Below are 26,048 nucleotides of genomic sequence, written 5' to 3' on the forward strand. Positions count from 1 at the left end.
GGTCACCCTCGAAACCCCGTGGAGAGAGGTGCTCAGAGATGAGACGTGGGAGAGCCGCCGGCCTGGCCGGGATGGCATGCGCGCTGATGGTGAGCGTTCCGGGAGCCGCGACCGCCGCCGGCCAGGCCGAGCTGGGAGACATCCGTAAGGCGATCGCGAACGTGGCGAAGACCGATGGCGTGGTGGGGGCCATCGGAGAGGTGTACGTGGACGGCAAACGGGTGGGCCGGGGGACGGCGGGATCCCGCCTGCTCCATGGCAAGGGCGGGCTCATCCCCTCGGGTTCCCGCTACCGCATCGCGTCCCAGACCAAGCTGATGGAGGCCGCGATCGTCCTGCAGCTGGTCGGGGAGGGCAAGCTCACCTTGGAGGACAAGCTCGGTGACGTCCTGCCGGAGATGGCCGAGCACGACTACGTGGATCGGGCCGCCGAGATCACCGTGCAGCAGCTGATCCGGCACACCTCGGGCATTCCCGACTTCATGGCCAGCGGGAAGTTCGACGTGTTCGACTTCACCACCCCTTACCAGCCGATCGACCTGGTGAAGGCCGCGCGTACCGTGCCTCGTCAGGGCGAGCCGGGTGAATACCGCTACTCCACCACCAACTACGTCCTCCTCGGCATGATCATCGAGAGGGTGACCGGCCATGATCGGGCCGCCGAGTTCGAGCGGCGGCTGTTCGCTCCGCTCGGCATGAGGCACACCTACCTGGCCACCAAGGTCTCCGACCAGATCAAGGGGCCGCACGGCCACGGCTACTACCCGGACGACCAGGGCAGGCCGCGCGACGTCGACCGGCTCAACGCCACCATCGGCGCCGAAGGAGCGATCTCCACCGCGCACGACGTCAGCGCCTTCTACCGCGCGCTCAGCCAGGGCAAGCTGGTGCCGGCGGACCTGCAACGGCAGCTGCCACGGCCGTTCCCCAGCATGTGCGGCGGAACGGTCGCGTCGGCCTCGGGCGGTATGCCCGGGATCAGCTCCATCACCTTCTCCTCGATCGACGGCCGGACCCAGTTCGCGGTGGCCGTCACGCTGAAGATCGACAACGAGAAGGCCGAGGCCGTCGGTGCCGCCATCACCAAGGCCGCCGAAGCCGTCCTCTGCCCCGGCGGGTAACCGGAGCCATGGAAACAGCCAGGAAACCACGCGAGGTCTAGATATGTCGCCATAACTCAGGCGACAGAAAAGGACTTCCTCGTGAAGCGTGCGAAAGTGGCCGGCCTGGCGTGCGCGGTGCTGACGCTGGGCGTCGCCGCGCCCACGGCCGCGTACGGCGCGGACCGGCCCCAGGTGGGGGACGTACAGAAGGCGCTGTCAGAGCTGGCGAATAGCCCCGAGGCGCTGGGCGCGATCGGCGCGCTCTACATCGACGGCAAGAAGGTCGGCAAGGGAACGGCCGGCACCCGCCTGATCGACGGCAAGGGCGGGAAGATCCCGCCCGGCGCCCGGTTCCGCATCGGCTCCCAGACCAAGAGCATGACCCAGGTCGTCATCATGCAACTGGTCGGGGAGGGCAAGCTCGCACTGGACGACAAGCTCGCCGACGTGCTGCCGGTCGTGGCCGAGAAGGACCTGGTGGACCGGGCCGGGGACATCACCGTGGAGCAGCTGCTCCAGCACACCTCCGGCATCCCCGAGTCCTACTCCCCCGAGCACGGGGCCGACCCCCTCGACTTCACCACGCGCTACTCGCCGTTGGAGATGGTGAAGCTGAGCCGCACGTGGCCCCGTACGGGAGAGCCTGGCGAGAAGTACGTCTACACCAACACCAACTACTTCCTCCTCGGCCTGATCATCGAGGCGGTCACGAAGCACCCGGTGGCCACCGAGTTCGAGCGGCGCATCTTCGACCGCGTCGGCATGGACGACACCTACCTGCCGGTCACGTGGCCCGGCGCCATCAAGGGCCCGCACGGTCACGGTTACCACCCCGGCAAGGACGGCAAGCCGGTCGACGCCGACCGGCTCAACATGAGCTACGGGTACGCCGCAGGAGGCGTCATCTCCACGGCCGACGACATCACCGCCTTCCACCGGGCGTACGCCGGGGAGAAGCTGCTGTCGAAGGAGCTGAAGGACGCCCTGAACGCCGGCCGGCCGCCCATGGACCCCAGCCGGCCGCTGCCCGAGCCGCCCTGCGGACGCGACGGCGGCTACGGTCTCGCGAGGGGCGGCTCGGCCGGCTTCAACGCACTGACCTTCCTGTCACGGGACGGCCGTGTACAGCTCGCCATGTCCGTCACGGCGGAGACCGCCTTCAACGACCCCGCCCTCGAACCCCAGATCAAGAAGGCGGCGGAAGCGGTGCTCTGCCCCGGCAAGTAAACCCCTGCGGGAGCGAAGCATCAGCCCGGCTCGTCACGGAGCACGTGCGAGCAGCGTACCGAAGTCCGGTGACGATTGGCCCGGACTCGGCGACCTGACCAGGGCCTGATCAGCCCGGCGGACCGGCTCGTGTATTTCTCCTGATACGGCAGGCCCCGGCGGATGAGTCCGCCGGGGCCCGAGGTGACACGTGTGCTACGCCGTGCGAACCCGCGCCGGCTGAGGCAGTGTGAAGCCCTTGACGAACAGCCAGACGGGCAGCACCAGGACTTCGAACAATCCGCCGGGAGCCAGCATGAGCATGCCCGGCATCGTGTCCGTGTCCAGGACGCCGAGGAGCTCCAGCGGCACCCCCAGCAGAAGCAGCACGTAGCCGGCGAATCCAAGCAGCGCGATGGACCGGGGAACGATTCTCGAGACGAACAGCAGATAGGTGAACACCAGGCCGCCGATGCCCGTGGGGATGTACACCCACAACATCGTGTTGGGGACGGCCTGCAGCTGGATCAGCAGGTAGAGGGCGCAGGCGGTCACGACCGTGCATTCGGCGATCCGCATGATCGGATACCAGCGGGCCAGTTTCCGGTTGAAGCCCTTGAGGACCTGATAGCTGAGCAGGCCGATTCCCACCACGGCCAGGCCGGAGCTGATCGAGAGTGCGACGCCGGCGGTCAGTGCCGTTTTCCCGGAGGCGCCGGCGATGAATTCCTGGGTGAGCGCATTGCCGAAGATGGCCGAGACCATCTGGAAGACGAACAAGGCTCCTACCGCGACCGCGATCTTCCGTGGTGACATGACTGCACTGTCCTTTCCAGGTTTTGTGGGGATGAGAAGCCCGCCTGCCGGCACGCTCTACGGAGCGTCGTCGAGCGGCGCGATGGAGATCACTTCGATGTTGACCGAGGTCAGATGGGCCAGAACCCCGTGCAGATGAGAGGCGTCACGGATGCTGCCGGCCAGGCGGGTGACGCCGTCGCTCGCGTGGTCGATGGTGAAGTCGTCGAGGAGCGGCCGCAGGAGCCGGGCGCTGACCCGGCCTCGGATCACGATCTCGTGCGTGGCTGGCTGGGACATGGCTCGATCATCACGATGAGCGGCATGACCCGGCCTCACCCGGCTCTCCATCTCACCCGGGTGAGAGGAGGGCGGTAGGTTCTTGAAGGTGACCTCGACGTGGGGGATGAGCCTGGCCGCGACCAAGCTGCGGCCGCCTCTGCCGCCCGGCCAGCTTGTTCGCCGGTCCCGGCTCGACGACATCCTCGACGCCGGTGTCGAGGGCCAGGCCCGCCTGGTCCTGGTGAGCGCGCCGGCCGGATCGGGCAAGTCGACCCTGCTGGCGTCATGGCTGGCCGGCCGCCCGGAAGCCGTCGCGTGGCTGCAGGCGGAGGAGAGCGATTCCGACCCGGCCCGGTTCTGGTCCTACCTGGTCGAAGCCATCGGGCAAGCCCGCCCGTTCGCCGCGGGCGACGTGAAGTCGGCCGTGGTCGGCTCGAACGGCGACGACCTCGTCGTGGTGTCCGCTCTCGTGAACGAGCTCGCCGACGCCGCCGAACCGCTGGTCGTGGCCATCGACGACTACCACCTGATCGACAACGGCAGCGTGCAGCGTGGCATGGAACGCCTCATCGACCTCTGCCCGCGCCAGGTCACCATCGTGCTGTCCACCCGGATCGATCCGCCCTTCCGGCTCGGCCGGCTACGCGTACGCGGTCAGATCGCGGAGATTCGAGGCGCCGATCTACGTTTCGACGCCGACGAGGCCTCCGGCTTACTCGGCTCCGCGGTGCGATCGCTCGACCGGGCTCGTCTCGATCAGCTCTGCGGCCGTACCGAGGGCTGGGCGGCCGGGCTCGTACTCGCGGGTCTTTCTCTTGAACGGGCTGCCGACCCCGGCGAGTTCGTCGAGGCGTTCCGTGGCGACGACCAGCTCGTCGTCGAGTATCTCCGCGACGAGTTCTTCGCCGCGGTCGACGCGGACGACCGCCGGCGCCTCCTGGAGACCTCGATCCTCGAACAGCTCAGCGGCGCCCTCGTCGATTCCGTCACCGGCGCGACCGGCGGTGCGAAGTGGCTGCTCGACACCGCGGGCACGAACCAGCTGCTGATCGGTCTCGACCGCACCCGCACCTGGTTCCGCTACCACCACCTCCTGCGCGATCTGCTTCGGCTCGAAGCACACCAGACGTTCCCGGAGCGGATCCCCGGCCTCCACGCGCGCGCCGCTGAGTGGTACGAATCCCAGGGCGACCACGGTCAGGCGATCGTTCATCGGCTGGCCGGCGGTGAGGCCCGCCAAGCGGCCCGGCTGCTGCTCGTCCACGGACCGCGCCTGCTCGCCGGTGGCCAGACCGAAACCCTCCGGGGCTTCCTCGACCAGCTCGGCGACGTGGCGAAGACCGTGACGTGGTGCGCTCTGCTGTACGGCTGGTGCGAATACGTCGGCGGGCGTTATTCGCGGGCGCAGGAATGGCTCGACACCCTGGTCGAGGTGGCGCCGGAGGGCTTCGACCACACCCCGGCGATCTCTCTGCGCATGAACATCTCGCTCGCCCGGGGCGACGTCACCACCGCGCTCGGCACCGCTCGGCAGGTGACCGCGACCGAGCACCTGATGTCGCACTCGTGCGATCTCGCGACCGCCACCGGCGCGGCCTACGCCTGGGCGGGGCAGGCCGGCGAGGCCAGGCAGGCCCTCAGGTTCGCGGCGGAGAAGGCCGCTGCAGAACGGTTTCCGACAGCACACGTCCTGTCCCTCGTGTACCAGGCCATCGTGGAGTTCGATGACGGCTCCCCGGCGAGCGCTCAGACCGCCGCGTCCACAGCTGTGGACACCGCCCAGAATTTCGGGCTGGCCGCCTATCACGGTGTCGCGCCCGCGTACGCGATTCGAGCGCGAACCGGCGGCGACCCCGTTCGCGCGCACGCGGACGCGTCGCAGGCCCTGAGCCTGGCCAGACGGGCGTCCACCGATCTGGCGCTCGGTTTCGTCCTCACGGCCTGCGGCGACACGCTCATCGGCCTGGGCGACACCGCCGGTGCGCCGCTCCTCGCGGAAGCCCGGTCCGTCCTGGCGCGCTGCCCTGACCCCGGCGTCGCCGGCCGCTATCTGGCTCGCACCGAATCCCGCCACGGCCTCGCCGAGGCCGGGGGCGGGAGCGGCCGGGCCGCCGTGCTCATCGAGCAACTGACCGATCGGGAGCTGGCCGTCCTGCGGTACCTGCCGGCGAGCATGTCGCAACGCGACATCGCGTCGGAGCTGTACGTGAGTCTCAACACCGTGAAGACACATTGCCGCTCGATCTACCGCAAACTCGGCGTCGGCGACCGCAAAGCCGCCATCCAGGCAGCCCGCGACCTGCACCTCCTCTAGGGCCGACTAGGGTTCGCGGGCGTAGCGGGGTGCGTGTGGCCGGTACTCGCCGTGCTGCTCCGCCTCGCGCAGGGCGTCGAGGAAGGAGCCGGGGCCGTCGAAGTCGGGCATCTCCAGGTAGGCGGCCCCGACCCCGGCCGGGTCGTGCGCGTCCGAGCCCACCGTGCCGGGCAGTCCGTACGCCGCCGCCGTCCGCCGCGCCGCCCGGTTGTGCTCCTGGTCGGCGACCTTGGCGTTGAACACCTCGACCGCGTCGATCAGCCCGGCGCCGCACATCGCGTCCAGCTCGGCTCCGACGCCGGAGCGCAGCGGGTCGTACGGGTGCGGCGCGCACACGAGCCCGCCCTGCGCGCGGATCCGCCGGACCACCTCGCGGGCCGCCAGCACGTACGGCACCCGTTCGGTGAGGAACAGCCCGATCAGCTCGCCTGAGCCGGTGCGGATCTCCTCGCCGGGCACCACCCGCGCCCCGACCGCCCTGGACAGCCGCTCCGCCGTGCCCTCCAGGTGGTTGTGCTCGGTGAGGCACACGACGTCGATCCGGTGGGCCGACACTCGCTCGGCCAGCTGGTCGAGGGTGGTGACGGCGTCACCGGACGCGACGGTGTGCACGTGGCAGTCGACGCGCACCCACCCCGGGCGCACGGGGCGCGAGGTGTCCGGCGGGGCGATCACGGCGCGCGTGCCACGACCGCGCCCAGCGATCACGGCGTACGCTCCTCGACCGCGCGCCCGTCGTACGCCTCCGCCGGGACCGGCCGCCTCGGGGTCCTGCGGCGGGCCCCGAGCGAGGCGAACACGGCGAGCACGGAGACGGCCGCCAGCACCCCCAGCGTGAGCCGGTAGCCGGTGACCAGGTGGGCGACGTCCCCCGGGGAGACGCGTGACAGGGTCCCGGCGAAGACCTCGGGCCGCAGGGAGGCCGGCAGCGGGCCCGTGACGAGCGACAGGGCCAGCGCGGTGCTCACGACGACGCCGGTGTTCTGCACCATGAGCCGCATCGCGTTGACGATGCCGACCCGGTGCGCGGGCAGCTCGTCCAGCAGGGAGGTGGCGGTGGCGGGCATGAACATCCCGGCACCCGCCCCCACCAGCACCATCCCCACGCAGATCGGCGCATACCCCACGTCAACCGAAATGTACGACATAAGAACCACGAGCCCGGCCGTACCGACGACGTTGCCGAGCAGGGCCGTCACCCGCGCGCCCAGCCACAGGTGCAGCGGCCCCGCGCACATCGAGGCGACCATCATCGCGACCGACAGCGGCAGCACCTTCAACCCGGCCGACACCGGATCCTCGCCGTGCACCGCCTGATAGAACAGCGCGATCAGCAGGACGACCGCCATCCTGCCCACCGTGCTGAGGAACGAGGCCGTCAGGTCGAGCGCGAACACCCGGTCGGCGAACAGCCGCACGTCGACCACCGGATGACGGCTGCGCCGCTCGACCACGACGAACACCGGAACGAGCACGACGAACAACCCGATCCCGCCCAGCACCACCGGGTCGGTCCAGCCGCGGTCGGCGGCCTGCGACAGCCCGAACAGCAGCCCGCCCAGCGACACCAGCACCAGCAGGTTGCCCGGCAGGTCGATGCCGCGCTCCCCGGTGGAGGCCCCGGCGCGGCGCAGCGTGACCGCGCCCCAGATCAGGCAGAGCACGCCCAGCGGCACGTTGTACCAGAACACCCATTCCCAGCCGAACCGGTGCGTCAGGAACCCGCCCAGCGTGGGCCCGGCCAGCTGGGCGACCGAGAAGGAGGCGATGTAGATGCCCATGCCGCGGCCGAGGTGCCGGCGAGGGAAGGCGTCGGTGAGCAGCGCGGCGCTGTTGGTCAGCAGCATCGCGCCGCCCGCGGCCTGCACGACCCGCAGGCCCACGACGTACCAGTCGCTCGGGGAGAAGCCCAGCAGCAGGCTGGCGCCGGTGTAGGTGGCCAGGCCCCACAGGTACATGGAGCGCCGGCCGAACATGTCCGCCAGCCGCCCGAACACCACCATGAGCACGGTGTTGGCCAGCATGAACGACAGCAGGATCCAGCTCGCGGCGGCGGCGCCCGAGCGGAAGTGCCGTACGACCTCGGGCAGCGCCACGTTCAGCGAGCTGCTGCCGAGGGCGGTGACGATGCTCGCCAGGCTGACCACCGACAGCACCCGCCACGCGTAACGCAGCCGCGCCCGCTCATCCAGCTCATCCTGCTCAGGAGCAGGCGTTCGTTCCGGCATCGTCAGTACGTGATCAGGGAGCGGATCACGTCGCCCGACCCCATCGCGGTGAACGCCTCGCCCACGTCGTCCAGCGTGATCCGCCTGCTGATCAGCCCGTCCAGGTCGAGCCGCCCGGCCCGCCACAGCCGCAGCAGGCGGCCGGTGTCCGTGCGGACGTCGCCGGAGCCGTACAGGCAGCCGAGCAGCCGCCGCTCGGTCGCGAACAGCTCGGCGGCGCTGAACGACACCATGTCCTCGGCGCTGCCCGCGCCGACCACGACGGTGGTGCCGCCGCGGCGGGTCGCGTTCCACGCCTGCCTGATGGTCTCCGAACGGCCCACGACCTCGAAGGCGTAGTCGAACCCCCGGCCCTCGGTCAGCTCCTTGACCGCCGCGTCCAGCTCGTCCGATGTGGCCGTGTGGGTGGCGCCGAACCTGCGCGCCGCCGCCAGCTTGTCCGGCACACGGTCCACGGCCAGCACGGGGGCGGCCGCGGCCAGCGTGGCGCCCTGGATCACGTTGATCCCGACGCCGCCGCAGCCGATCACGAGGACCGACGCGCCCGGCCGTACCCGGGCGGTGTTGACCACCGCGCCGACGCCGGTCAGCACCGCGCAGCCGACCACCGCCGCCACGTCGAACGGCACGTCGTCCGGGATCGGGATCGCCGCCCGGGCGTCCACCACGGTCTCCTCGGCGAAGCAGCCCACGCCGAGCGCGGCGTTGACGGGCTCGCCGCCGAGCCGCAGCGTGGGCTCTCCGGTGGGGCGGACGCTGACGCACAGGTTCGGCTGGCCGCCCAGGCACAGGTAGCAGGTGCCGCAGGGCGGGATCCAGGACAGGATCACGTGCGTCCCGACCGGCGGGCCGGACACGCCGGGGCCGAGCTCGACCACCTCGCCCGCGCCCTCGTGACCGGGCACCAGAGGCAGTCGGGCGGGCAGCCGGCCCTCGCACATGGACAGGTCGGAGTGGCAGACGCCGGCGGCGCGCAGCCGTACCCGCACCTCTCCGGGACCTGGCCGCCGCAGGGTCAGCTCGTCGCTGACCTCGACGGGCTTGCCCGTCTCGCGCAGAATGACGCCTCGCATGTGTTCTCCCCCGGGGTTCAGAGCTGCACGGACGTGGTGGTGAGGAACTCCTCCAGCCCGAAGCGGCCGTACTCGCGGCCGTACCCGGACTGCTTGAAGCCGCCGAAGGGCGCCAGGGGGTTGTGCGCGCCGTCGTTGACGCGGATCTGCCCGGCGCGCAGCCGCCTGGCCACGCGGTGGGCGCGCTCGGGGTCGGCGGCGCGCACGCCCGCCGCCAGCCCGTACGCCGTGCCGTTGGCGATCCGGACCGCCTCGTCCTCCCCGTCGTAGGGCAGGACGACCAGGACAGGCCCGAAGATCTCCTCCTGGGCGATCCGCGACTCAGGTGTGACGCCGGTCAGCACGGTCGGCCGCACGTAGAAGCCACGCTCCAGCCCCTCGGGCGCGTCGGGGCCGCCGGTCAGGATCGTCGCGCCGTCCTCCGCCGCCGCACGCAGATGATCGCGTACGCGCTCGCGTTGCGCGGCCGAGACCAGCGGCCCGAGCCGCGTGCCGGGGTCGCGGGGATCGCCCGTCGTGTACGTCAGCGCCTCCTCCGCCGCGAACCGCTCGGCCTCCGGCAGCCGCTCGCGCGGGACCAGCAGCCGGGTCAGCGCCGAGCAGGTCTGGCCCGAGTTGAGGTAGCAGGCGCCGACGCCCTTGCGTACGGCGTCCTCGAACCCGGCGTCGTCCAGGTCGTCGAGCAGCACGTTCGCCGATTTGCCGCCCAGCTCCAGCGCGGTGCGCTTCACCCCCGCCGCGGCCAGCTCGGCGACCCGGCGGCCGGCCCGCGTGGAGCCGGTGAACGAGATCATGTCGACCAGCGGATGCGCGGCCAGCGCCTCCCCCGCCTCGGGCCCGGTGCCGGAGACCAGGTTGAACACGCCCGGCGGGAACCCTGCCTCGTGCAGCACGTCGGCCAGCACGAACGCGTTGAGCGGCGTGACCTCGCTCGGCTTGAGCACCACCGTGCACCCCGCGGTCAGCGCCGGGGCGACCTTGGCCGCGATCTGGTGCAACGGGTAGTTCCACGGGGTGATCGCGCCGACCACGCCGATCGGATCCCGGTACACCACCGAGCCGCCGACGCGCTCCTCGAAGCCGAGGCCCGCCGCCAGCTCGGGCATCGAGGCGAACGTGCGGATCGGCGACCCCACCTGGATGAGCCGGGCCAGCGGCAGCGGCATGCCCAGCTCGTCCACGATCATGCTGGCGAGCTCTTCCGACCGTGTCCGCAACGCCGCCGCCACGGCCGCGCACAGCTCGGCCCGCTCGGCGGCAGGCCGGGCCGACCAGGCGGGCAGCGCGGCGGCCGCCGCCTCCACCGCCCTGGCCACGTCCTTGGCGCCGCCGCGCGGGACCTCGTCGAAGGCCTCCTCAGTGGCGGGGTTCACCACCTGTATCGCCGTGCCGCCGCTGGCCGGCACCCACTCACCGGCTACATAGATTCGATGTGGCATGACCCACCTCAATTATGGGAGTCAGATTCTAGATTCGGATTCTAGATTCACTCCACCCCGCCGTCCAGGGCGTCGAAGCGGGCGAACTCCTCCCGGAGCTCCATCGCACGGACGCGGGCGCCCCGGTTCGGGACGCCCGCGCCTCCCGGCGTCAGAAGTCGTCGGCGGTGCGGATCCGGTCACGGACCCACACACCGGCCTCCTTGAGCCGGCCCGTCCCGGCGAACGAGCCGTTCGGGCAGGTTCCGGTGGTGAAGACGGCGCCCGTGCGGAAGTCGTCGGAGAAGTTCCAGTTCACCCAGCTGACCTTCTTCTGGGCCAGCAGGTCGAGGTACTGCTGTGACCTGGTGAAATTGTTGGCTCCGTCGCCGGACGCGGTCTGGGTGCCGAACTCGGTCACGAAGATCGGCAGCACGTCGGCGGCCCTGGACAGCGTGTTCAGGTACTCGGTGCCGTGCGAGGCCGCGTAGAAGTGGAAGGTGTACATGATGTTGGCCGCGTTGACCGGGTTGTTGACGATCTCGGTCTCGTTGCCGCCGTCGGAGACGCCGAGCGACGACCACGCGCGGGTGCCGATCAGGACCGGGGCGTCGGGGTCGTGCTGCCGGATCACCGGGATGAGCTGGTGCGCGTAGTCGCGGATGACGGACCAGGTGACGCCGTTCGGCTCGTTGGCGATCTCGTACAGGACGTTCTTCTTGCCGTTGTGCCGCTGGGCGATCTCGGTGAAGAACGTCTTGGCCCGGCTGAGGTTGTACATCGGGTCGCCGGGGTCGAGCATGTGCCAGTCCACGATCGCGTACATCCCGCGGGCGGTGGCCATCTCGATCAGGGAGTGGACGCGGTCGGTGAACAGCCGGGGGTTGGTCTCGTAGCCGTCCTCCTGGATGTACATCGAGATGCGCAGGACGTCGGCGTTCCAGTCGGTCGCCAGCGCGTCGAGCGAGGCGTTGTTGAGGCACTGGTTGTACCACTGGATGCCGTGGCTGCTCATACCGCGCAGCTGGATCTGCTTGCCGCTCTCGTTGCAGAGCTTGATGCCGCACACCCGCAGCTGCCCGTTGGCCTGCACCGGGGTGCCGCCGCCCCCGCCACCTGCGGGAGCGCCGTAGACCTCCATCTCCCACAGGGAGTAGCCGTACGGGGTGCCGCGTTGCGTGCCGTACACCCGTACGTACCGGCCGCTGCCGCTGACCGTGAGGTCGTCGGTCGCCCCGTCGCCGGCGGCGGTGGAGTAGACGTCGCTCCAGGTGGAGCCGTCGGGCGAGGTCTGCACCCGGTACGCCGTGGCGTAGGCGGCCTCCCAGGTCAGCCGTACCCGGGAGACCGTGTGCGCGGAGCCGAGGTCCACGCGGATCCACTGCGGATCCACCCCCTCGGCGCTGGCCCACCGCGTGGCCGCGCTGCCGTCCACGGCCTTGCCCGGCTCCAGGCCGGCGGCCTCGACCGAGGATGCCGTCACGGCTTTGCCCTGTGACACCAGGGGGTCGGCCGCCGCCTGCCGCGCCCCGGCCGCGCTCGCGCCGGACGGCACCAGCAGCGGCACCACCACCAGCGCGGCCACCACCGCGAAGATCCTCGCTACTGAACTACGCCTCACGAACCACTCCGATTCTCCGAGGGAACACCGGCCGGGGCAGGCGCGCGCGCCGCCTCCCCACCCAGTTAGTTAAGTTTCTTAACTTGCGGCGCAGCATAAATTGACACCGAACCTTGCACAAGGCCCAAAGTTTCAGCAAGGGCACTCCGATGGCGGAGGTGGCTGGTCAGCGGCCGGTGGATCCGTCGATCTGCTCGCGGAGGATGTCGGCGTGGCCGGCGTGCCGGCCGGTCTCTTCGATCATGTGCACCAGGACCCAGCGCATCGACGGCGCCGGCCCTGGGCGCGCGGGCCGCGCAGCGGGAAGGGCCAGGTCCGGGCAGGCGTCGATGACCTGGTTCGCTCGCTCGACGGTCTTCCGGTAGTCGGCGAGCACGCCGTCCACGGTGTCCGCCGCGGACGGCCGCATGGTCGCGGCCCAGTCGCCGGCGTCCTCGCCGAGGAAGTAGAACCGTTCGACGAACGCCAGGTGCCTGAGCAGCCCGAGCAGGTTGGTGCCCGAGGGCACTCCGCCCGTTCTGACCTGCGGCTCCGGCGCGCCCGCGACCTTGTCCGCGATCGCGTTCCGCAGATAGTCGAGGAAGCCCCGCAGGGTGGCCTTCTCGTCGGCGCCGGTCCGCGGCGGCGTGATGTCCTTCGTCCGCTGCGTACGGTTTTCCGGCATGGAGTCACTCCGTTCCGAGGGCTCGCTGGACGAGCAGGACGTTGTCGATGACGGTGGCGCTCTCGCCGGCGGGTCCGGTGGCCTGGCGGCGGGGCATGTCGGCGCGCAGGACGGACCAGCGCGCGGGGTCGAGGTCGAGCTCGGTGGCGACCTCGGTGGGGGTGGGGTGCTGGACACCGGGGTCCTGGTTCCAGGACCAGGGCGCGGTGGAGCCGTGGTCGACGATCAGCAGCAGCCCGCCGGGGCGCAGGGCCTGCGCGGCGGTGCGCAGGACCCGGCTGCGTACCAGCGCGAACGGGGTGTGGAAATACTGGGCGGAGACGAGATCGAACCGGCCGGCCGGGAAACTGCCGGCCAGGTCGTGCTGCTCGGTGGTGACCCGGTCCGCGAGGCCGAGATCGCGGGCGCGTTCCCGCACCTGTTCGACGGCGGTGGCGGAGATGTCCACCGCGGTGACGTGCCAGCCCTGCCCGGCGAGCCAGATGGCGTCGCCGCCGGCGCCGCAGCCCAGGTCCAGGGCGGTGCCGGGGAGCAGCGGCGCGGCGGTCTCGGCGAGCAGCGGGTTGACACGCCCGTCCCAGGCACGCCGGGTGCGGTAGTGCCGTTCCCAGAACTGCTCGGCGTCCTCGTCCTGCGCGCCCTGGTCGTCCGTGGCGGCGTCGGGTCGTCGGGTGGAATCCATCGGTGTTGCCCCCTTCATGGCCTGGCCAGTCAGGCCAGCATCGCCACCGCCGTTTCCCTCTTGCAAGAAAAGTTGCGGATCCGCATCATCGGAGTCATGGACAACCCCGCAGTAGACGTTCTGGCCGGAGTCGGTCCGCGGCTGCGCGCCCTGCGCCGGGCGCGGAACGCCACGCTGGCGGCGCTGGCGGATGAGACCGGCCTCACGGCGAGCACCCTGTCCCGCCTTGAGAACGGCAAGCTCCGCCCGACGCTGGAGCAGCTGCTGCCGCTGGCCCGGGCGCACGGCGTCCCGCTCGATGACCTCGTCGCGGCCCCGCCCACCGGCGACCCGCGCATCCACCTGCGGCCGGTACGGCGATCAGGGCTGGTGATGGTGCCCCTGACCAGGCGGCCCGGCGGCATTCAGGCCTACAAGGTGATCTATCCGCCCGCCGGCCTGGCGTCCACGATGAGCCTGCGAACCCACGAGGGCTACGAGTGGTTCTACGTCCTCAACGGACACGTCAGGTTCGTGCTCGGCGAGCAGGAGTTCCGGCTGGGCGTCGGCGAGGCCGTGGAGTTCGACACCCGCATCCCGCACTGGATCGGCAGCGCCGACGACCAGCCGGCGGAGCTGCTCACCCTGTTCGGCGCACAGGGAGAGCGTGCCCATCTGGCACCGTCCAAGTGATCACACCGCGTCCTGACCCGGCAACGCATGCACCTGGATATGCGGCAGATACGCTGCCTTGATCCCGGCCGGGCGCTACTGGGGCTGGTCAGGCGCCTCGGTGAGGCCGTAGTAGACGCGCGGGGCGCCGTCCAGCCGGATCTTGACCTTGCCGTCGCGGACGGTGAGCCGCCGCTCCCTGCCGATGCAGTCGAGCTCCCTGACCGAGCCGCCGGCGGCGGCCACCTTCAGCTCCGTCTTGGTCGGCCAGCCGTCCACCCACGGCTCCGGCGCGGCGAACCACGTGGAGCCCGCCGCGTGGTCGGTGTTGAGCAGGTAGCCGTCCTTCCTGCTCCACAGGATCCAGACGGGTCCTTCCGGGGTGCTGAACAGCAGGCCCTTCAGGTCGGGGTCGGCCGGCTGGAGCCGGCGCACGAACGTCGCCTGGTCCAGCACCTGCGCGGCGGTGGCGTAGGCGAGCATGGACGGCTTGGCGCTGGTGTCGCGGTTCATGAGCCCGTAGTGGTACTCGGGGTTGGCCGGGTCGGCCATCTGCGGCTTGCCGAGGACGCTGTCGTGCAGCTGGTACCAGTTCACGCAGCGCACCCCCTCGGCCTTGGCCAGCGCCAGGGTGAGCAGGACGTTCTCCGCGGCCTGCCGGTAGGTGTCGTGCCACCAGCTGTTCGGCTTCGTGCAGGCGTAGGCCTCGGTGAGCCACACCTCCTTGTGCCCGTACTCGGTGATCATCTCGCGGGCCTTGCGCAGGCCGCCGAGGAAGTTCCAGTACGAGCCGTTGTTGCCTTGCGTCCACTCCTCGGGAGGCGGCGCGTAGTCCGGTGTGAAGTTGCCCCTGCCCGGGTGGAAGGCGAACCCGTCGATGAGGTCCCAGCCGCCGGCGTCGTGGAAGTTCTTGGTCCAGACGTGATCCATGCCGGCCAGGCCCGCGTTGAGCACCTTGGTGCGCGCCCCCGCGGCGGTGAGCCGGTCGCGTACCGGGCGTAATCCGTCCCGCACGTAGGCGGCGGCGGTCTCGCCGCTCATCCACGGCTTGTTCACCTCGTTGGCGACCTCGAAGTAGTCGGCGCCCGAGCCGATCGCCTTCTGCGTGTTCGCGTCGGCCCAGGCGGCGACCTCGGCGGCCGTTCCGCCCAGGGGGATCCCGGCGAGCTCGATGTTGTGCGTCATCCCCGCCGCGTCGAGGGCGGCGGGCGGGAGCCCCGGCCCGCCGTCGTAGGAGATGCGGACGCGCTGGATGCCCAGGCGTTTCATGAGTCCCACGACGGCGGCGGCGTCGGGCTTGAGCAGCCAGGGGTAGTTGGCGATGCCGAACATGCTGCCGGCTCCCGCCTGGTAGGTGTGCGGCGGCAGGACTGCGAGGTTGGTGCGGGCGAACGCGCTGTCGGCGCCCGCGGTGGCGCTCACCTCGGTGAACACGATCCCGCGGGGCGGCGAGGTGACGGTGAAGGTCTGCCGCCACGCGGCTCCCGCCGCGACCGTGCCGGTCACGCTGCCCCTGGCCAGCGTCCTGCCGTCGAAGTCGCGCGCCCACCACGACAGCTTCACGCTGCGGGCGGCGCTGCCCCCGTTGGCCACCTCCGCGTGCAAGGCCATGGTCTGGCCGCCGGCGTCCCAGAGGGAGAAGGGCTGGTCGGTCCAGACCTCCACGCCGAGGGGCAGCCCGGCGCCCATGGTGCCGCCCGCGGCCGGGCGCATCGAGCCGAGCACGAGGTCGGCCTCCGTCACGGCCGCGCTCGCGGTGCCGACGCCCGGTGCGTGGATCCAGGTGGCGTTGGTCCAGGCAGGGGTGGTGGTGGCCAGGCGGAAGTAGGCGCGGGTGTCGGCCCAGGTCTCCTGGTAGACGACCCCGGCATTGCTCTCGTACGGCACTCCGCCCCCGGCGTCCCGGCTCCACCTCGTCAGCGCGGCGAAGGACTCGGGCGCCGACGGCGAGACGACGGTGCGGCCGAGCATGAACCCGGCGGGGGTCAGCGTGGCCGAGCCGCCGACCTCCCAGCGAAGCTTGGCCCGGTGCGGCGCCACGCGGAAGACGCCGCGGACCGTGATCCCCCCGGCCGTGCTGGGGAGCGTGTAGTCGACCTGGATGGCCTGCGCGCCGTCCTGAAGCGTGACGAGCGACGGCGTTCCGCCGGTGGTGCGCTGGATGCCGGCGACGGAGTCCTTGGCCATGAACCCGGTGAGCCTGACCCGTTCGACGCCGCCACCGTCCAGGACGGTGATCCCGCCATCGGTGCCGGCGGTCAGCGTGATGCCGTCGGCGGAGATCGAAAGGGCGTCGGCCTGGGCCTGCGCCGTGGGCAGCAACGCTCCTGTGAGCCCGGCGGCCACGGCTCCGCCGAGGAAGCGGCGTCGGGGGATGTCAGACATGAAGATCTCTTCCCTGTCGACCTAATGCGGATTAGGGAAGTGTGTACTCCGGCCGGATCGGGAGTGTCAAGGGTGGCGTGTGCGCGTCACGTAATCTTCCGGTAACACCTTGACACCCTCTTCTAATGCGGATTAGATGCCTCCTAATCCGCATTAGGCCAGAGGAGAAGCCATGGATGTATCAGCCTCCAGAAAGTGGATGGCGGGGGCGCTCGTGCTCGCCGCCGCGACGGCGGGCTGCTCGTCCGGCTCGCCGGGTGAGGACTCGGGCACGACCGCCATCACCGTGGCGGGCATGCCTCCGACCACCGCCGCCAAGACGCGCAAGCAGTTCCTCGACGCGGTCGCCGCGTTCGAGAAGGCCAACCCTGCCATCAAGATCAAGCCGACCGACACGCAGTGGGACGCCAGGACGTTCGCGACCAGGCTGGCCGGCGGGAGCGCGGAGACGGTGCTGACCGTGCCGCTCACCGAGCCGCCGGGGCTCATCGCCCGGCGGCAGATCGCCGACCTCAGCGCCGAGATCAAGACCCTGCCGCACGCGCAGGACTTCGACCCGCGCGCGCTGGCCCCCGCGACCGGCCCGGACGGCAAGGTCTACGGCCTGCCCGTCACCGAGTACGCGCTGGGCCTGGTCTACAACCGCGCCCTGTTCACCAAGGCCGGGCTCGACCCGGACCGGCCACCGGCCACGTGGGACGAGGTCAGGGCGGCGGCCAAGAAGATCGCCGGGACGGGCGCGACCGGATACACGCAGATGACGGTCAAGAACACCGGCGGCTGGATCCTGACCGCGATGACCTACTCCTTCGGCGGGCGGATGGAGAAGCAGGAGGGCGACAAGTACGTGCCCTCGCTCCTGGACGGCCCGGCGGAGGCGGCGCTGCGGCACCTGTCCGCGATGCGGTGGCAGGACGACTCCATGGGCGCCAACCACCTGCGCACCCAGCAGGACGCGGAGCGCGACTTCGCGGCCGGCAAGATCGGCATGCTGATCGGCACCGTGAACAGCTACAACCGCTACACCACCCTCTACTCCGGCAAACCGGACGACTTCGGCATCGCGGCGCTGCCGCAGCAGGGCACCGGCAAGGCGACGCTGCTGGGCGGGCTGGTGGCGGCCGTCAACGCCAAGGCCACCGCCGCGCAGCGAGCCGCCGCGGTGAAGTGGATCGACTTCTACTACCTCAAGCCCAACTACGACCCGGCGGCCGCCGAGCAGCTGGCCGTGGCCAACGCGGCGGACAAGCTGGCCGTCGGCCTGCCCACGCTGCCCTTCTACGGCACGTCGGTGGCAGGCCCGGTGAACACCGCGATCGCCGGGCACGCGAACATCCCGGTGTCGAACTTCGCGCCCTACGTGAAGGACACCGACAAGCTGGAGTACGTCGTCGAGCCCCCCGTCGCCGCCCAGGATCTGTACGGCGCGCTCGACACCGCCGTGCAGGCCGTGCTGACCCGCAAGGACGCCGACCCGCGCGACGAGCTGACCAAGGCGGCGGCGCGCGTCGCGCCGCTGCTTGAGAAAGCACAGTGACCCGGGGAAGAGGCGTCGCGGCCGCGCTGTTCCTCGTCCCGACGGTGCTGGTCTTCGGCCTGTTCTCGTGGTGGCCGATCATCCGCAGCGTGGTGCTCGGGTTCCAGCAGACCAACCTGGTCGAGGCGGCGACGTTCGCGGGCCTGGACAACTTCCGCACGCTGCTCGCCGACCCCCTGCTGGGCATGGCGGTGCGCAACACGCTGCTGTTCACCGGCCTGGCCCTGCTGATCGGCTTTCCGCTGCCGATCTTCCTGGCGGTGCTGATGTCGGAGCTGCGGCGCGGCTCCGGGCTGATGCGGGTGCTGGTCTACCTGCCGGTGGTGGTGCCGCCGGTGGTGGCCGTACTGATGTGGAAGTGGTTCTACGACCCGGACTCCGGCCTGTTCAACCAGGTGCTCGGGCTGGTCGGGCTGGGGCCGTATCCCTGGTTGCAGTCCACGGGCATGGCGATGCCGAGCCTGGTCCTGGAGGCGACCTGGGCGGGCGCCGGCGGCGCCGTGCTCATCTACCTGGCAGCGTTGTCCGGCGTGCCCACCGAGCTGTACGAGGCGGCCGAGCTGGACGGCGCGTCGGTGTGGCGCAGGTTGTGGCACGTGACGCTGCCGCACCTGCGGCCCATCCTGCTGATCATGCTGCTGCTCCAGGTGATCAACACCTTCCAGGTGTTCACCGAGCCGTTCGTGCTGACCGACGGCGGGCCGGAGGACTCGACGGTCACGGTGCTGCTGCTGATCTACCGCTACGCGTTCGTAGGCGGCGACTACGGCACGGCGGCGGCGTTGAGCGTGAGCCTGGCCGTGGTGCTGGCGGTGCTGTCGGCCGGATACCTGCGGCTCACCAGAACGTGGGGGACGAAATGAGGGGAGTGATCTCCGACACCGAAAGGCGCGGGCGCGGGATGCGCCTCGGGCTGGGCACCACCCAGGTGCTGCTCATCGTGGCCCTGGTCCTGGAGGGCGCCGGGCCGATCTACTGGATCTTCAAGGGCGCGATCTCCTCCACCCAGGAGTCGCTGCGCCATCCGCTGGCCCTGTGGCCGGCGGACGTGCGCTGGTCGAACCTGGCGGAGGCGTGGACCACCCTGGAGGTCGGCCACTACCTGACGAACACCGTCGTCCTCGTCGCCGGCTCCTGGCTCACCCAGCTGTTCGTGGCGACGACAGGCGCTTACGCGCTGTCGGTCCTGCGGCCCTCCTACGGTAAGTACGTCTACGGCGCGGTGCTCGCGACGCTGTTCCTGCCGGGCACGGTCTCAATGGTCTCGCTGTACCTGACCGTCCTGGACCTGTCCATCGCCAACACGCCGTTGTCGGTGTGGCTGCCCGCCGGCGCGCACGCCTTCAACGTCCTGCTGGTCAAGCAGTTCTTCGACGGCATCCCCAAGGAGCTGTTCGAGGCGGCGCGCCTCGACGGCGCCGGGCCGTGGCGGGTCTTCACCCGGGTCGTGCTGCCCATGTCACGTCCGATCCTGGCCGTGGTATCACTGCTGGCTGTCATGAACGCGTGGAAGGACTTCCTCTGGCCCATGATCGCCATCACCGACACCGAGAGCCAGCCGCTGGCGGTCGCCCTGCCCCGGCTGGCGGACACCTCGGACCAGGCTCTGCTCATCGCCGGGATGCTCATCGCGATCATTCCGCCCGTCGTGGTGTTCCTGCTGTTCCAGCGGCAGATCATCCGGGGCATCGCGTTCACGGGGCTGAAGGGATGAGGGTCCTGGTCACCGGTGCGGCGGGGCGACTCGGCTCCGCCGTACTGACCGAGCTGGCAGCGCGCGGCATCGCCGTGACCGCGCTCGTCGAGCGGGATCCCGGACCGCTGACGGCGGAGCGGGTCGTCGTGGGCGACGCCCGCGACCCGGCCGCCGTCCGCTCGGCCCTCGAAGGGGCCGACGCCGTCGTGCACACCGCGGCGCTGCCCTCGCCCGAGATCGCGGCGCCCGAGGTGGTGTTCTCGGTCAACACGCAGGCGACCTTCGTCGTGCTGAACGAGGCGGGAGAGCAGGGGGTACGGCGGGCCGTGATCGCCAGCAGCCTGTCGATCACCGGCCTGCCCTTCGCCAGGTCGCGCCCGAGCCCGCCGTACCTGCCGCTGGACGAGCGGGTGCCACTCCAGATCGAGGATCCGTACGCGCTGTCCAAGCAGGTGGACGAGGCCACAGCGGCGATGATGCACCGGCGGCACGGCATGATCGTGGCCGCGCTGCGCTTCCCCTTCCTCGGCGACCGGGCCAGGCTCGCCGCGCACGCGGACCGGCTGGCCAGGGATCCCGCGGGCGGGGCCACGGAGATGTGGAGCTACCTCGACCTGCGCGACGCCGCGCGCGCCTGCCTGCTCGGGCTGACGGCCCCGCTGCACGGCGCGCCGATCATCTTCCTCGCCGCGCCCGAGACGCTCGTGACGACGCCCACCGAGGAGCTGCTCGCGACGCACCACCCCGGCGTCCCATGTCGTACGACGTTCCCCGGCAGGACAGTGGCCATCGACCTCGAACCGGCCAGGCGGCTGCTCGGGTTCACCGCCTTGCATCCGTTCCCAGAGGAGCGACAATCATGATCATGCCGGAGACGCAGGCGCCGTGGCAGGCCAGGGACGGGCTGCGCATCACCGGTGTCCGCACGATCGTCACCGCCCCGGGCGGGGTCCCGCTCGTCGTCGTACGGGTCGACACCTCAGAACCCGGGCTGTACGGCCTGGGCTGCGCCACCTTCACCCAGCGCTTCCACGCCGTGGTCGCCGCGATCGAGCAGCACCTCGCGCCCATGGTCATCGGCCGGCATCCGTCCGACATCGAGGACATCGGCCGGATGCTGCACTACTCCTCGTACTGGCGGGGCGGACCCGTGCACAACAACGCGCTGTCCGGCATCGACCAGGCGTTGTGGGACATCGCCGGCAAACGTTTCGGCGTCCCGGTGTACGAGCTGCTGGGCGGGCGGGTCAGGGCGGCCGCCGCCGTCTACACCGGGGCGCGCGGTGGCACGGTCGAGGAGTCGATCGAGCGGGCCGCCGCGCTCGCCGGGCAGGGCTACCGCTACGTGCGGCTGCAGGCGGGCGGGCCGGGGCTGGGCACGTACGGCGGCGCCGGCACGCCCGGCGGATATCCGGGCAGCCCCCATCCTGACGGCTGGGACGTCGGCCACTACCTGCGGACCACGCCGGCGTTGTTCGAGCGGGCCCGCGAGGTCCTCGGTGACGAGCTCGGCCTGCTGCACGACGCGCACAACCGGCTCACGCCCAAGGAGGCGGTGGTGCTCGCGCGGTCGCTGGAGCCGTACCGGCTGTTCTTCCTGGAGGACCCGCTCGCGCCCGAGCACTTCGACCGGCTGCCCGAGGTGCGGGCGGCGGCGCCGATGCCGATCGCCTCCGGCGAGCTGGTCTCCTCGGTGACCGACGCGGCGCGGCTCATCACCTCCGGCGGCGTCGACTACCTGCGCCTGCACGTCTCGGCCGTCGGCGGGCTGACGCCCGTGCGCAAGCTCGCCGCGTTGTGCGAGCTCACCGGGGTGCGGACGGCCTGGCACGGGCCGCCGGACGTGTCGCCGGTGGGCGCGGCGGCCAACGTCACGCTCGACGTCACCAGCCCCGCGTTCGGGATCCAGGAGGCGCATGTCTACCCGGAGACCGTGCACGAGGTGTTTCCTGGAACGTTGCGGACGGTCAACGGCTACATCGCCCCCTCCGAACAGCCCGGCTGGGGCATCGACCTCGATGAGAGCGCCGCCAGGCGATACCCGCCCGAGACGCATCTGCATGAGCGGTGGGCCGCGCGGGTGCGCAGGCCGGACGGCGGGCTCGAAGCTCCGTGATCCATTACTTCTTTGGAGATATGCCATGAGTCGCCCTCGTCAGGCGGACATCGCTCGGCTGGCCGGCGTCTCGCAGCCGACCGTGTCGCTGATCCTCGGCGGCACCGCCGCCGCCATGGGCATCGCCGCCGAGACCCAGCGCAAGGTCATGGAGGCCGCCGAGCAGCTCGGGTACGTGCCCGACCCCATCGCCACCCGCCTCGCCGCCGGGCAGAACAACCTGCTCGGCCTCTACACCTTCACCTCGACCTTCCCCACCGAGATGTCCCACGCCTATTACCCGTTCCTGGTGGGGATCGAGGAAGAGTCGGCGCGGCAGGGCTACGACCTGCTGATGTTCATCGCCTCCAGCGTCACGGGCGAGCGGCCGCACGCCCAGGTGCTCAACCGGGTACGCCTGGCCGACGGCTGCCTGTTCCTGGGCAGGCACCTGCCCGTGCGGGAGATGGACCGCCTGCTGGCCACCGATCTGCCGGTCGTCTACATAGGGCGGCACGACGAGTTCGGCGACCGCCTGCCCTACATCGGCGCCGACTACGTCTCCGCCGGCGCCGCCGTGGTGCGGCACCTGGCGGGGCTCGGTCACGAGCGCATCCTGTACGTGCGCGAAGCCGACGAGGCGATCACCTCCGTCGACAGGGAGACGGGCTTCAGGAGCGGCATGGACGAATGCGGGCTGGCGGCCACGGTGGTGCGTACCGACGGCGCCGACCTGACCCCCGACCGGTTGCGCACCTGGCGCGACCAGGGCGTCACGGCGATCGTCACGGAGGCCACCGACACCGACGCCGCCCACCGCGCCCTGCTTTCCGCTGCCGAGCAGGCGGGCTTCCGCTTTCCCGACGACCTCTCCCTGGCCACGCTCGGCGACCCCGGCGACCGCGCGGCAGGTCTCACCGGCTTCGCCATACCGCGCCGGGAGATGGGGGCCGCGGCCGTCCGCCTGCTCACGAAACTCATCGCGGGAGACCGTACGGCCCCCAGACAGCAGCTCATGACCTGCGCGCTGGAGCCGGGCGAAACCGCGGCCTCTCCCAAATAGCGTCCCTCCGCTTTGCCGACCCTCGAAAGGCACCACCCATGACCGACATCCTCATCGTCGGCGGTGGGCTCGGCGGCGTCGCCGCAGCCCTGGCCGCCTGCCGGGCGGGTCACGACGTCGTACTCACCGAGGAGACCGACTGGATCGGCGGCCAGCTCACCGCTCAGGCCGTGCCCCCCGACGAGCACCCGTGGATCGAGAGCTACGGAGCCACCGCGACCTATCGCGACGTACGCGGCTCCATCCGCGACTACTACCGGCACTGGTACCCCATGACCGGCGGCGCACGGCGCTGGCGCGAGCTGAACCCCGGTGCCGGATATGTCAGTAAGTTGTGCCACGAACCACGCGTCTCCCTGGCAGTCCTCCAGGCCATGCTGGCACCCCACGTGGCCGCCGGACGGCTGCGCCTCCTCCTCGAACACCGCCCCGTCGACGTCGAGGTGGACGGCGACCGGGTCAGAGCCGTCACGCTGCTGGACACCCGCTCCGGCGACGCGCACACCATCGCCGCCGCCTACGTCCTCGACGCGACGGAGACCGGCGAGCTACTCCCGCTGGCGAAGACGGAGTACGTCACGGGCGCCGAGGCCAGGAGCGAGCACGACGAGCCGCACGCGCCGGACGAGCACCAGCCCCTGAACATGCAGGGCATCACCTACTGCTTCGCCGTCTCCCACCACGAGGGCGAGAACCACGTCATCGACCGGCCCGCGGACTACGGATTCTGGCGCGACTACCGGCCGGACTTCTGGCCGGGGCCGCTGCTCGGCTTCAGCGCGCCGGACCCGCGCACCCTGGAGCCGGAGGCCCGCTGGTTCGACCCCAACCCGCCCGGCGACCCCCGCGGGGTGCTGGCCGACCAGAGCGCCCAGTCCGGGGACAAGGACCTGTGGATGTTCCGCAGGATCCTCGCCCGCGACCTGTTCGAGCCCGGTTTCGCCGCTTCCGACATCACCTTGGTGAACTGGCCGCTGAACGACTACTGGCTGCGCCCGATCATCGAGGTGGACGCCGAGAGCGCGGCGCTGGCGCACAGGGAGGCCAAGCAGCTGTCGCTGTCGCTGCTGTACTGGCTCCAGACCGAGGCGCCCCGTCCCGACGGCGGCACCGGCTTCCCCGGGCTCCGGCTCCGCCACGACGTGGCCGGCACCGCCGACGGGCTGGCCAAGTCCGCATATGTCAGGGAATCGAGGCGCATCCGGGCGGTCACCACCGTCACCGAGCACCACGTCTCCAGGGCCATCGCCGGCGACCGCGGCCCGCTGCGGCACCATGACTCCGTCGGGGTCGGCGCGTACCGCATCGACCTGCACCCGTCGACCGGGGGCGACAACTACATCGACATCGCCAGCGTGCCCTTCGAGATCCCGCTCGGCGCGATGCTGCCGGTCAGGATGCGCAATCTGCTGCCCGCCGGGAAGAACCTCGGGACCACGCACATCTCCAACGGGTGCTTTCGCCTGCATCCGGTGGAATGGAACGTGGGTGAGGTCGCGGGCCATCTGGCGGCGTACTGCCTGCGCCGGGGCGTCGAACCGCAGGAGGTCAGGGAGCGGCGGACCCTGCTGGAGGAGTTCACCGGGGAGCTCGACAAGACCGGGGTCGAGCGCCACTGGCCGGCGCCGGCGGGCTACTGATCCGCGCTCGGCGCCGTCGGGCCGCTGGACCCCGGGCTTGAGACTTTCCGTCCATCGGCCCTGCGCCATCAACGGAAAAGTCTCCGGGAGCGGTTCAACGACAGCCTTGAAGACATGAGTTCTCACGACCACGAACAGGCCGGTGGCGCGCCGCCCGCCACCGAGACATTCGTCCCGCGGCCGGCCTCCGCCGAAGCCCCGCCCGCCTGGCGGGAGCTGCTGGGCCGAGACCATCTCGGCGCGGCGATCGTGCTGGCCGGCGGCGTGCTGGCCGGCGCGATCAACATCTACCTGGCGGCGAGCCTGCTGCCGACCGCGGTGGCCGAGCTCGGCGGCGCCGGCTTCTACGCCTGGAACATGACGGTCTACCTGGTCGCCATGGTGATCGCGACGATGCTGACCGGCCGGTTCCTGTCCCGCTGGGGGAACGCCGGCGCCTACCTGATCGGCTTCGGCACGTTCACGGCGGGCTCGCTGGCCTGCGCGCTGAGCCCGGCGATGGCGGTGCTGCTGGTCTCCCGTGGCGTGCAGGGGCTCGGCGCCGGGCTGCTGTCCGGGCTCGGGTTCGCCGTCATCCGCTCGGCGCTGCCGCCCCGGCTCTGGACGCGCGGCACCGCGCTGATGTCGGCGATGTACGGCGTCGGCAACTTCGCCGGTCCGGCGCTCGGCGGCCTGTTCGCCCAGTTCGGGTCGTGGCGGCTGGCGTTCGCGGCGATGGCGGTGATCGGGGCCGGCTGCGGCGTGCTCGTCCCCCGCGTCCTGCCGCGCATCGAACACAGGGAGCGCGCGGGCGCGCGGGTGCCGATCCCGGTCGGGTCGCTGCTGCTGCTCACGGCGGCGGCCGGGGCGGTGAGCGTGGCGGGGGTGCTGCCGGGCACGCTCGCGAAGGTGGCCGGCATCGCGGCGGCGGTGCTGCTGATGGCCGGGTTCGTGGCCCATGAGCGGCGCAGCGGGCTGCGGGTCTTCCCGCGTACGACGTACCGGCGGGGTTCGTCGCTGAAGTGGATCTACCTGACGCTGGGCCTGCTGGCCTGCGGCGTCGCGGCCGAGTCGTTCCTGCCGCTGTTCGGCCAGCGGCTGGCCGGGCTGCCGCCGCTCGCGGCCGGGTTCTTCGCCGCGGCCATCTCGCTCGGCTGGTCGGTGACCCAGATCGGCAGCTCGTCGGTGACGGCGGAGCATGCGGTGCGGCGGCTGCGGGTGCTCGGCCCGGTGCTGCTCGCCGCCGGTCTCCTCGTCCAGGGGCTGCTGCAGCGCGCGGACACGCCGGGCTGGCTGGTGCTGGTCTGGGTGCCGGTGCTGTTCACGGCCGGTGCGGGCATCGGCCTGGCCTACCCGCACCTGTCGGTGGCCGCGATGTCCAGCACCCGGGATCCGGAGGAGGGCGGGCAGGCGGCCGCGGCGATCGCCACCGTGACGAGCCTGTCGATCGCGTTCGGCACGGCGGTGGCCGGGCTCCTGGTCAACCTGGGCGGCGCCTCGATGCTCGACGCGGCACGGTACGCGCTGTTCGGGCTCGCGCTCATCTGCGCGGCCGGCGCCTGGACCGCGCGCGCCGCCACCGGAGCACAGGCCCCGACGACATAACGTAATCGGAC

22 protein-coding genes are annotated in these 26,048 nt (G+C 71.2%); 12 read left to right on the forward strand and 10 right to left on the reverse strand.

Annotated features, from left to right (window positions below):
• Positions 1 to 38 precede the first annotated feature (38 nt).
• Together ABEA43_RS32160 and ABEA43_RS32165 are read left to right on the forward strand one after the other, a co-directional pair.
• On the forward strand, positions 39 to 1,121 hold the full coding sequence (locus ABEA43_RS32160) for a serine hydrolase domain-containing protein (RefSeq protein ID WP_345567728.1): 1,083 nt from the start codon (positions 39 to 41) through the stop codon (positions 1,119 to 1,121).
• An 81-nt stretch (positions 1,122 to 1,202) separates the two neighbouring features.
• Entirely contained in the window at positions 1,203 to 2,330 is a 1,128-nt protein-coding gene (locus ABEA43_RS32165; RefSeq protein ID WP_345567730.1) for a serine hydrolase domain-containing protein, read from the forward strand.
• 195 nt (positions 2,331 to 2,525) lie between these two features.
• Here ABEA43_RS32165 and ABEA43_RS32170 read toward each other — a convergent pair whose 3' ends face one another.
• Positions 2,526 to 3,125: a DUF4386 family protein gene (locus ABEA43_RS32170; protein ID WP_345567731.1), complete on the reverse strand. Its 600-nt coding sequence runs from the start codon at positions 3,123 to 3,125 to the stop codon at positions 2,526 to 2,528.
• 57 nt (positions 3,126 to 3,182) lie between these two features.
• Positions 3,183 to 3,404, reverse strand: coding sequence for a hypothetical protein (locus ABEA43_RS32175; RefSeq protein ID WP_345567733.1), 222 nt, complete (start codon positions 3,402 to 3,404; stop codon positions 3,183 to 3,185).
• A gap of 88 nt (positions 3,405 to 3,492) precedes the next feature.
• Between ABEA43_RS32175 and ABEA43_RS32180 the strand changes: the two genes are divergently transcribed.
• The gene (locus ABEA43_RS32180) at positions 3,493 to 5,700 is read left to right on the forward strand and encodes a helix-turn-helix transcriptional regulator (protein ID WP_345567734.1); all 2,208 of its coding nucleotides are present in this window, start codon (positions 3,493 to 3,495) and stop codon (positions 5,698 to 5,700) included.
• A gap of 6 nt (positions 5,701 to 5,706) precedes the next feature.
• Here the strand turns inward: ABEA43_RS32180 and ABEA43_RS32185 are convergent, their stop codons facing one another.
• The 7 genes from ABEA43_RS32185 to ABEA43_RS32215 all read right to left on the reverse strand — a co-directional run bounded on the left by ABEA43_RS32185 (position 5,707) and on the right by ABEA43_RS32215 (position 13,386).
• A complete protein-coding gene (locus tag ABEA43_RS32185; protein ID WP_345567736.1) occupies positions 5,707 to 6,408 on the reverse strand; it encodes a CehA/McbA family metallohydrolase in 702 nt (233 codons plus the stop codon).
• Positions 6,405 to 7,928, reverse strand: coding sequence for an MFS transporter (locus ABEA43_RS32190; protein WP_345567738.1), 1,524 nt, complete (start codon positions 7,926 to 7,928; stop codon positions 6,405 to 6,407). The genes ABEA43_RS32185 and ABEA43_RS32190 overlap by 4 nt, the downstream gene beginning before the upstream one ends.
• 2 nt (positions 7,929 to 7,930) lie before the next feature.
• Positions 7,931 to 9,001: a Zn-dependent alcohol dehydrogenase gene (locus tag ABEA43_RS32195; RefSeq protein WP_345567739.1), complete on the reverse strand. Its 1,071-nt coding sequence runs from the start codon at positions 8,999 to 9,001 to the stop codon at positions 7,931 to 7,933.
• A gap of 17 nt (positions 9,002 to 9,018) precedes the next feature.
• The gene (locus ABEA43_RS32200) at positions 9,019 to 10,440 is read right to left on the reverse strand and encodes an aldehyde dehydrogenase family protein (protein WP_345567741.1); all 1,422 of its coding nucleotides are present in this window, start codon (positions 10,438 to 10,440) and stop codon (positions 9,019 to 9,021) included.
• A 151-nt stretch (positions 10,441 to 10,591) separates the two neighbouring features.
• A complete protein-coding gene (locus ABEA43_RS32205; RefSeq protein WP_345567743.1) occupies positions 10,592 to 12,040 on the reverse strand; it encodes a cellulase family glycosylhydrolase in 1,449 nt (482 codons plus the stop codon).
• A gap of 166 nt (positions 12,041 to 12,206) precedes the next feature.
• The gene (locus ABEA43_RS32210; protein ID WP_345567744.1) at positions 12,207 to 12,704 is read right to left on the reverse strand and encodes a DinB family protein; all 498 of its coding nucleotides are present in this window, start codon (positions 12,702 to 12,704) and stop codon (positions 12,207 to 12,209) included.
• A gap of 4 nt (positions 12,705 to 12,708) precedes the next feature.
• A complete protein-coding gene (locus ABEA43_RS32215) occupies positions 12,709 to 13,386 on the reverse strand; it encodes a class I SAM-dependent methyltransferase (protein WP_345567745.1) in 678 nt (225 codons plus the stop codon).
• Positions 13,387 to 13,482: 96 nt separating this feature from the next.
• On the opposite strand from ABEA43_RS32215, the gene ABEA43_RS32220 reads away from it, so the two are divergent.
• Positions 13,483 to 14,058, forward strand: coding sequence for a helix-turn-helix domain-containing protein (locus tag ABEA43_RS32220; RefSeq protein WP_345567747.1), 576 nt, complete (start codon positions 13,483 to 13,485; stop codon positions 14,056 to 14,058).
• 75 nt (positions 14,059 to 14,133) lie between these two features.
• Here the strand turns inward: ABEA43_RS32220 and ABEA43_RS32225 are convergent, their stop codons facing one another.
• Positions 14,134 to 16,422 carry a hypothetical protein gene (locus ABEA43_RS32225; RefSeq protein ID WP_345567748.1) on the reverse strand — a complete coding sequence of 763 codons (2,289 nt, stop codon included), beginning with the start codon at positions 16,420 to 16,422 and terminating at the stop codon, positions 14,134 to 14,136.
• A gap of 172 nt (positions 16,423 to 16,594) precedes the next feature.
• Between ABEA43_RS32225 and ABEA43_RS32230 the strand changes: the two genes are divergently transcribed.
• The 8 genes from ABEA43_RS32230 (at position 16,595) to ABEA43_RS32265 (ending at position 26,037) form a co-directional block, all read left to right on the forward strand.
• Positions 16,595 to 17,959 (forward strand): ABC transporter substrate-binding protein, encoded by a 1,365-nt coding sequence (locus ABEA43_RS32230; protein WP_345567750.1) that lies wholly within the window; start codon positions 16,595 to 16,597, stop codon positions 17,957 to 17,959.
• Entirely contained in the window at positions 17,956 to 18,822 is an 867-nt protein-coding gene (locus ABEA43_RS32235) for a carbohydrate ABC transporter permease (RefSeq protein WP_345567752.1), read from the forward strand. The genes ABEA43_RS32230 and ABEA43_RS32235 overlap by 4 nt, the downstream gene beginning before the upstream one ends.
• A complete protein-coding gene (locus ABEA43_RS32240; RefSeq protein ID WP_345567754.1) occupies positions 18,819 to 19,673 on the forward strand; it encodes a carbohydrate ABC transporter permease in 855 nt (284 codons plus the stop codon). Before ABEA43_RS32235 ends, ABEA43_RS32240 begins: the two co-directional genes overlap by 4 nt.
• Complete coding sequence (locus ABEA43_RS32245; RefSeq protein WP_345567756.1) at positions 19,670 to 20,518, forward strand: NAD-dependent epimerase/dehydratase family protein; 849 nt, start codon at positions 19,670 to 19,672, stop codon at positions 20,516 to 20,518. Before ABEA43_RS32240 ends, ABEA43_RS32245 begins: the two co-directional genes overlap by 4 nt.
• Positions 20,515 to 21,771, forward strand: a complete 1,257-nt coding sequence (locus tag ABEA43_RS32250; RefSeq protein WP_345567757.1) for an enolase C-terminal domain-like protein — start codon at positions 20,515 to 20,517, stop codon at positions 21,769 to 21,771. The genes ABEA43_RS32245 and ABEA43_RS32250 overlap by 4 nt, the downstream gene beginning before the upstream one ends.
• 25 nt (positions 21,772 to 21,796) lie before the next feature.
• The gene (locus ABEA43_RS32255; protein WP_345567759.1) at positions 21,797 to 22,813 is read left to right on the forward strand and encodes a LacI family DNA-binding transcriptional regulator; all 1,017 of its coding nucleotides are present in this window, start codon (positions 21,797 to 21,799) and stop codon (positions 22,811 to 22,813) included.
• Between the two features lie 38 nt (positions 22,814 to 22,851).
• Positions 22,852 to 24,453, forward strand: a complete 1,602-nt coding sequence (locus ABEA43_RS32260; RefSeq protein WP_345567760.1) for an FAD-dependent oxidoreductase — start codon at positions 22,852 to 22,854, stop codon at positions 24,451 to 24,453.
• 114 nt (positions 24,454 to 24,567) lie between these two features.
• Complete coding sequence (locus ABEA43_RS32265; RefSeq protein WP_345567762.1) at positions 24,568 to 26,037, forward strand: MFS transporter; 1,470 nt, start codon at positions 24,568 to 24,570, stop codon at positions 26,035 to 26,037.
• Positions 26,038 to 26,048 lie beyond the last annotated feature (11 nt).

The organism is Nonomuraea rosea (assembly GCF_039539705.1).
GTDB lineage: Bacteria > Actinomycetota > Actinomycetes > Streptosporangiales > Streptosporangiaceae > Nonomuraea > Nonomuraea rosea.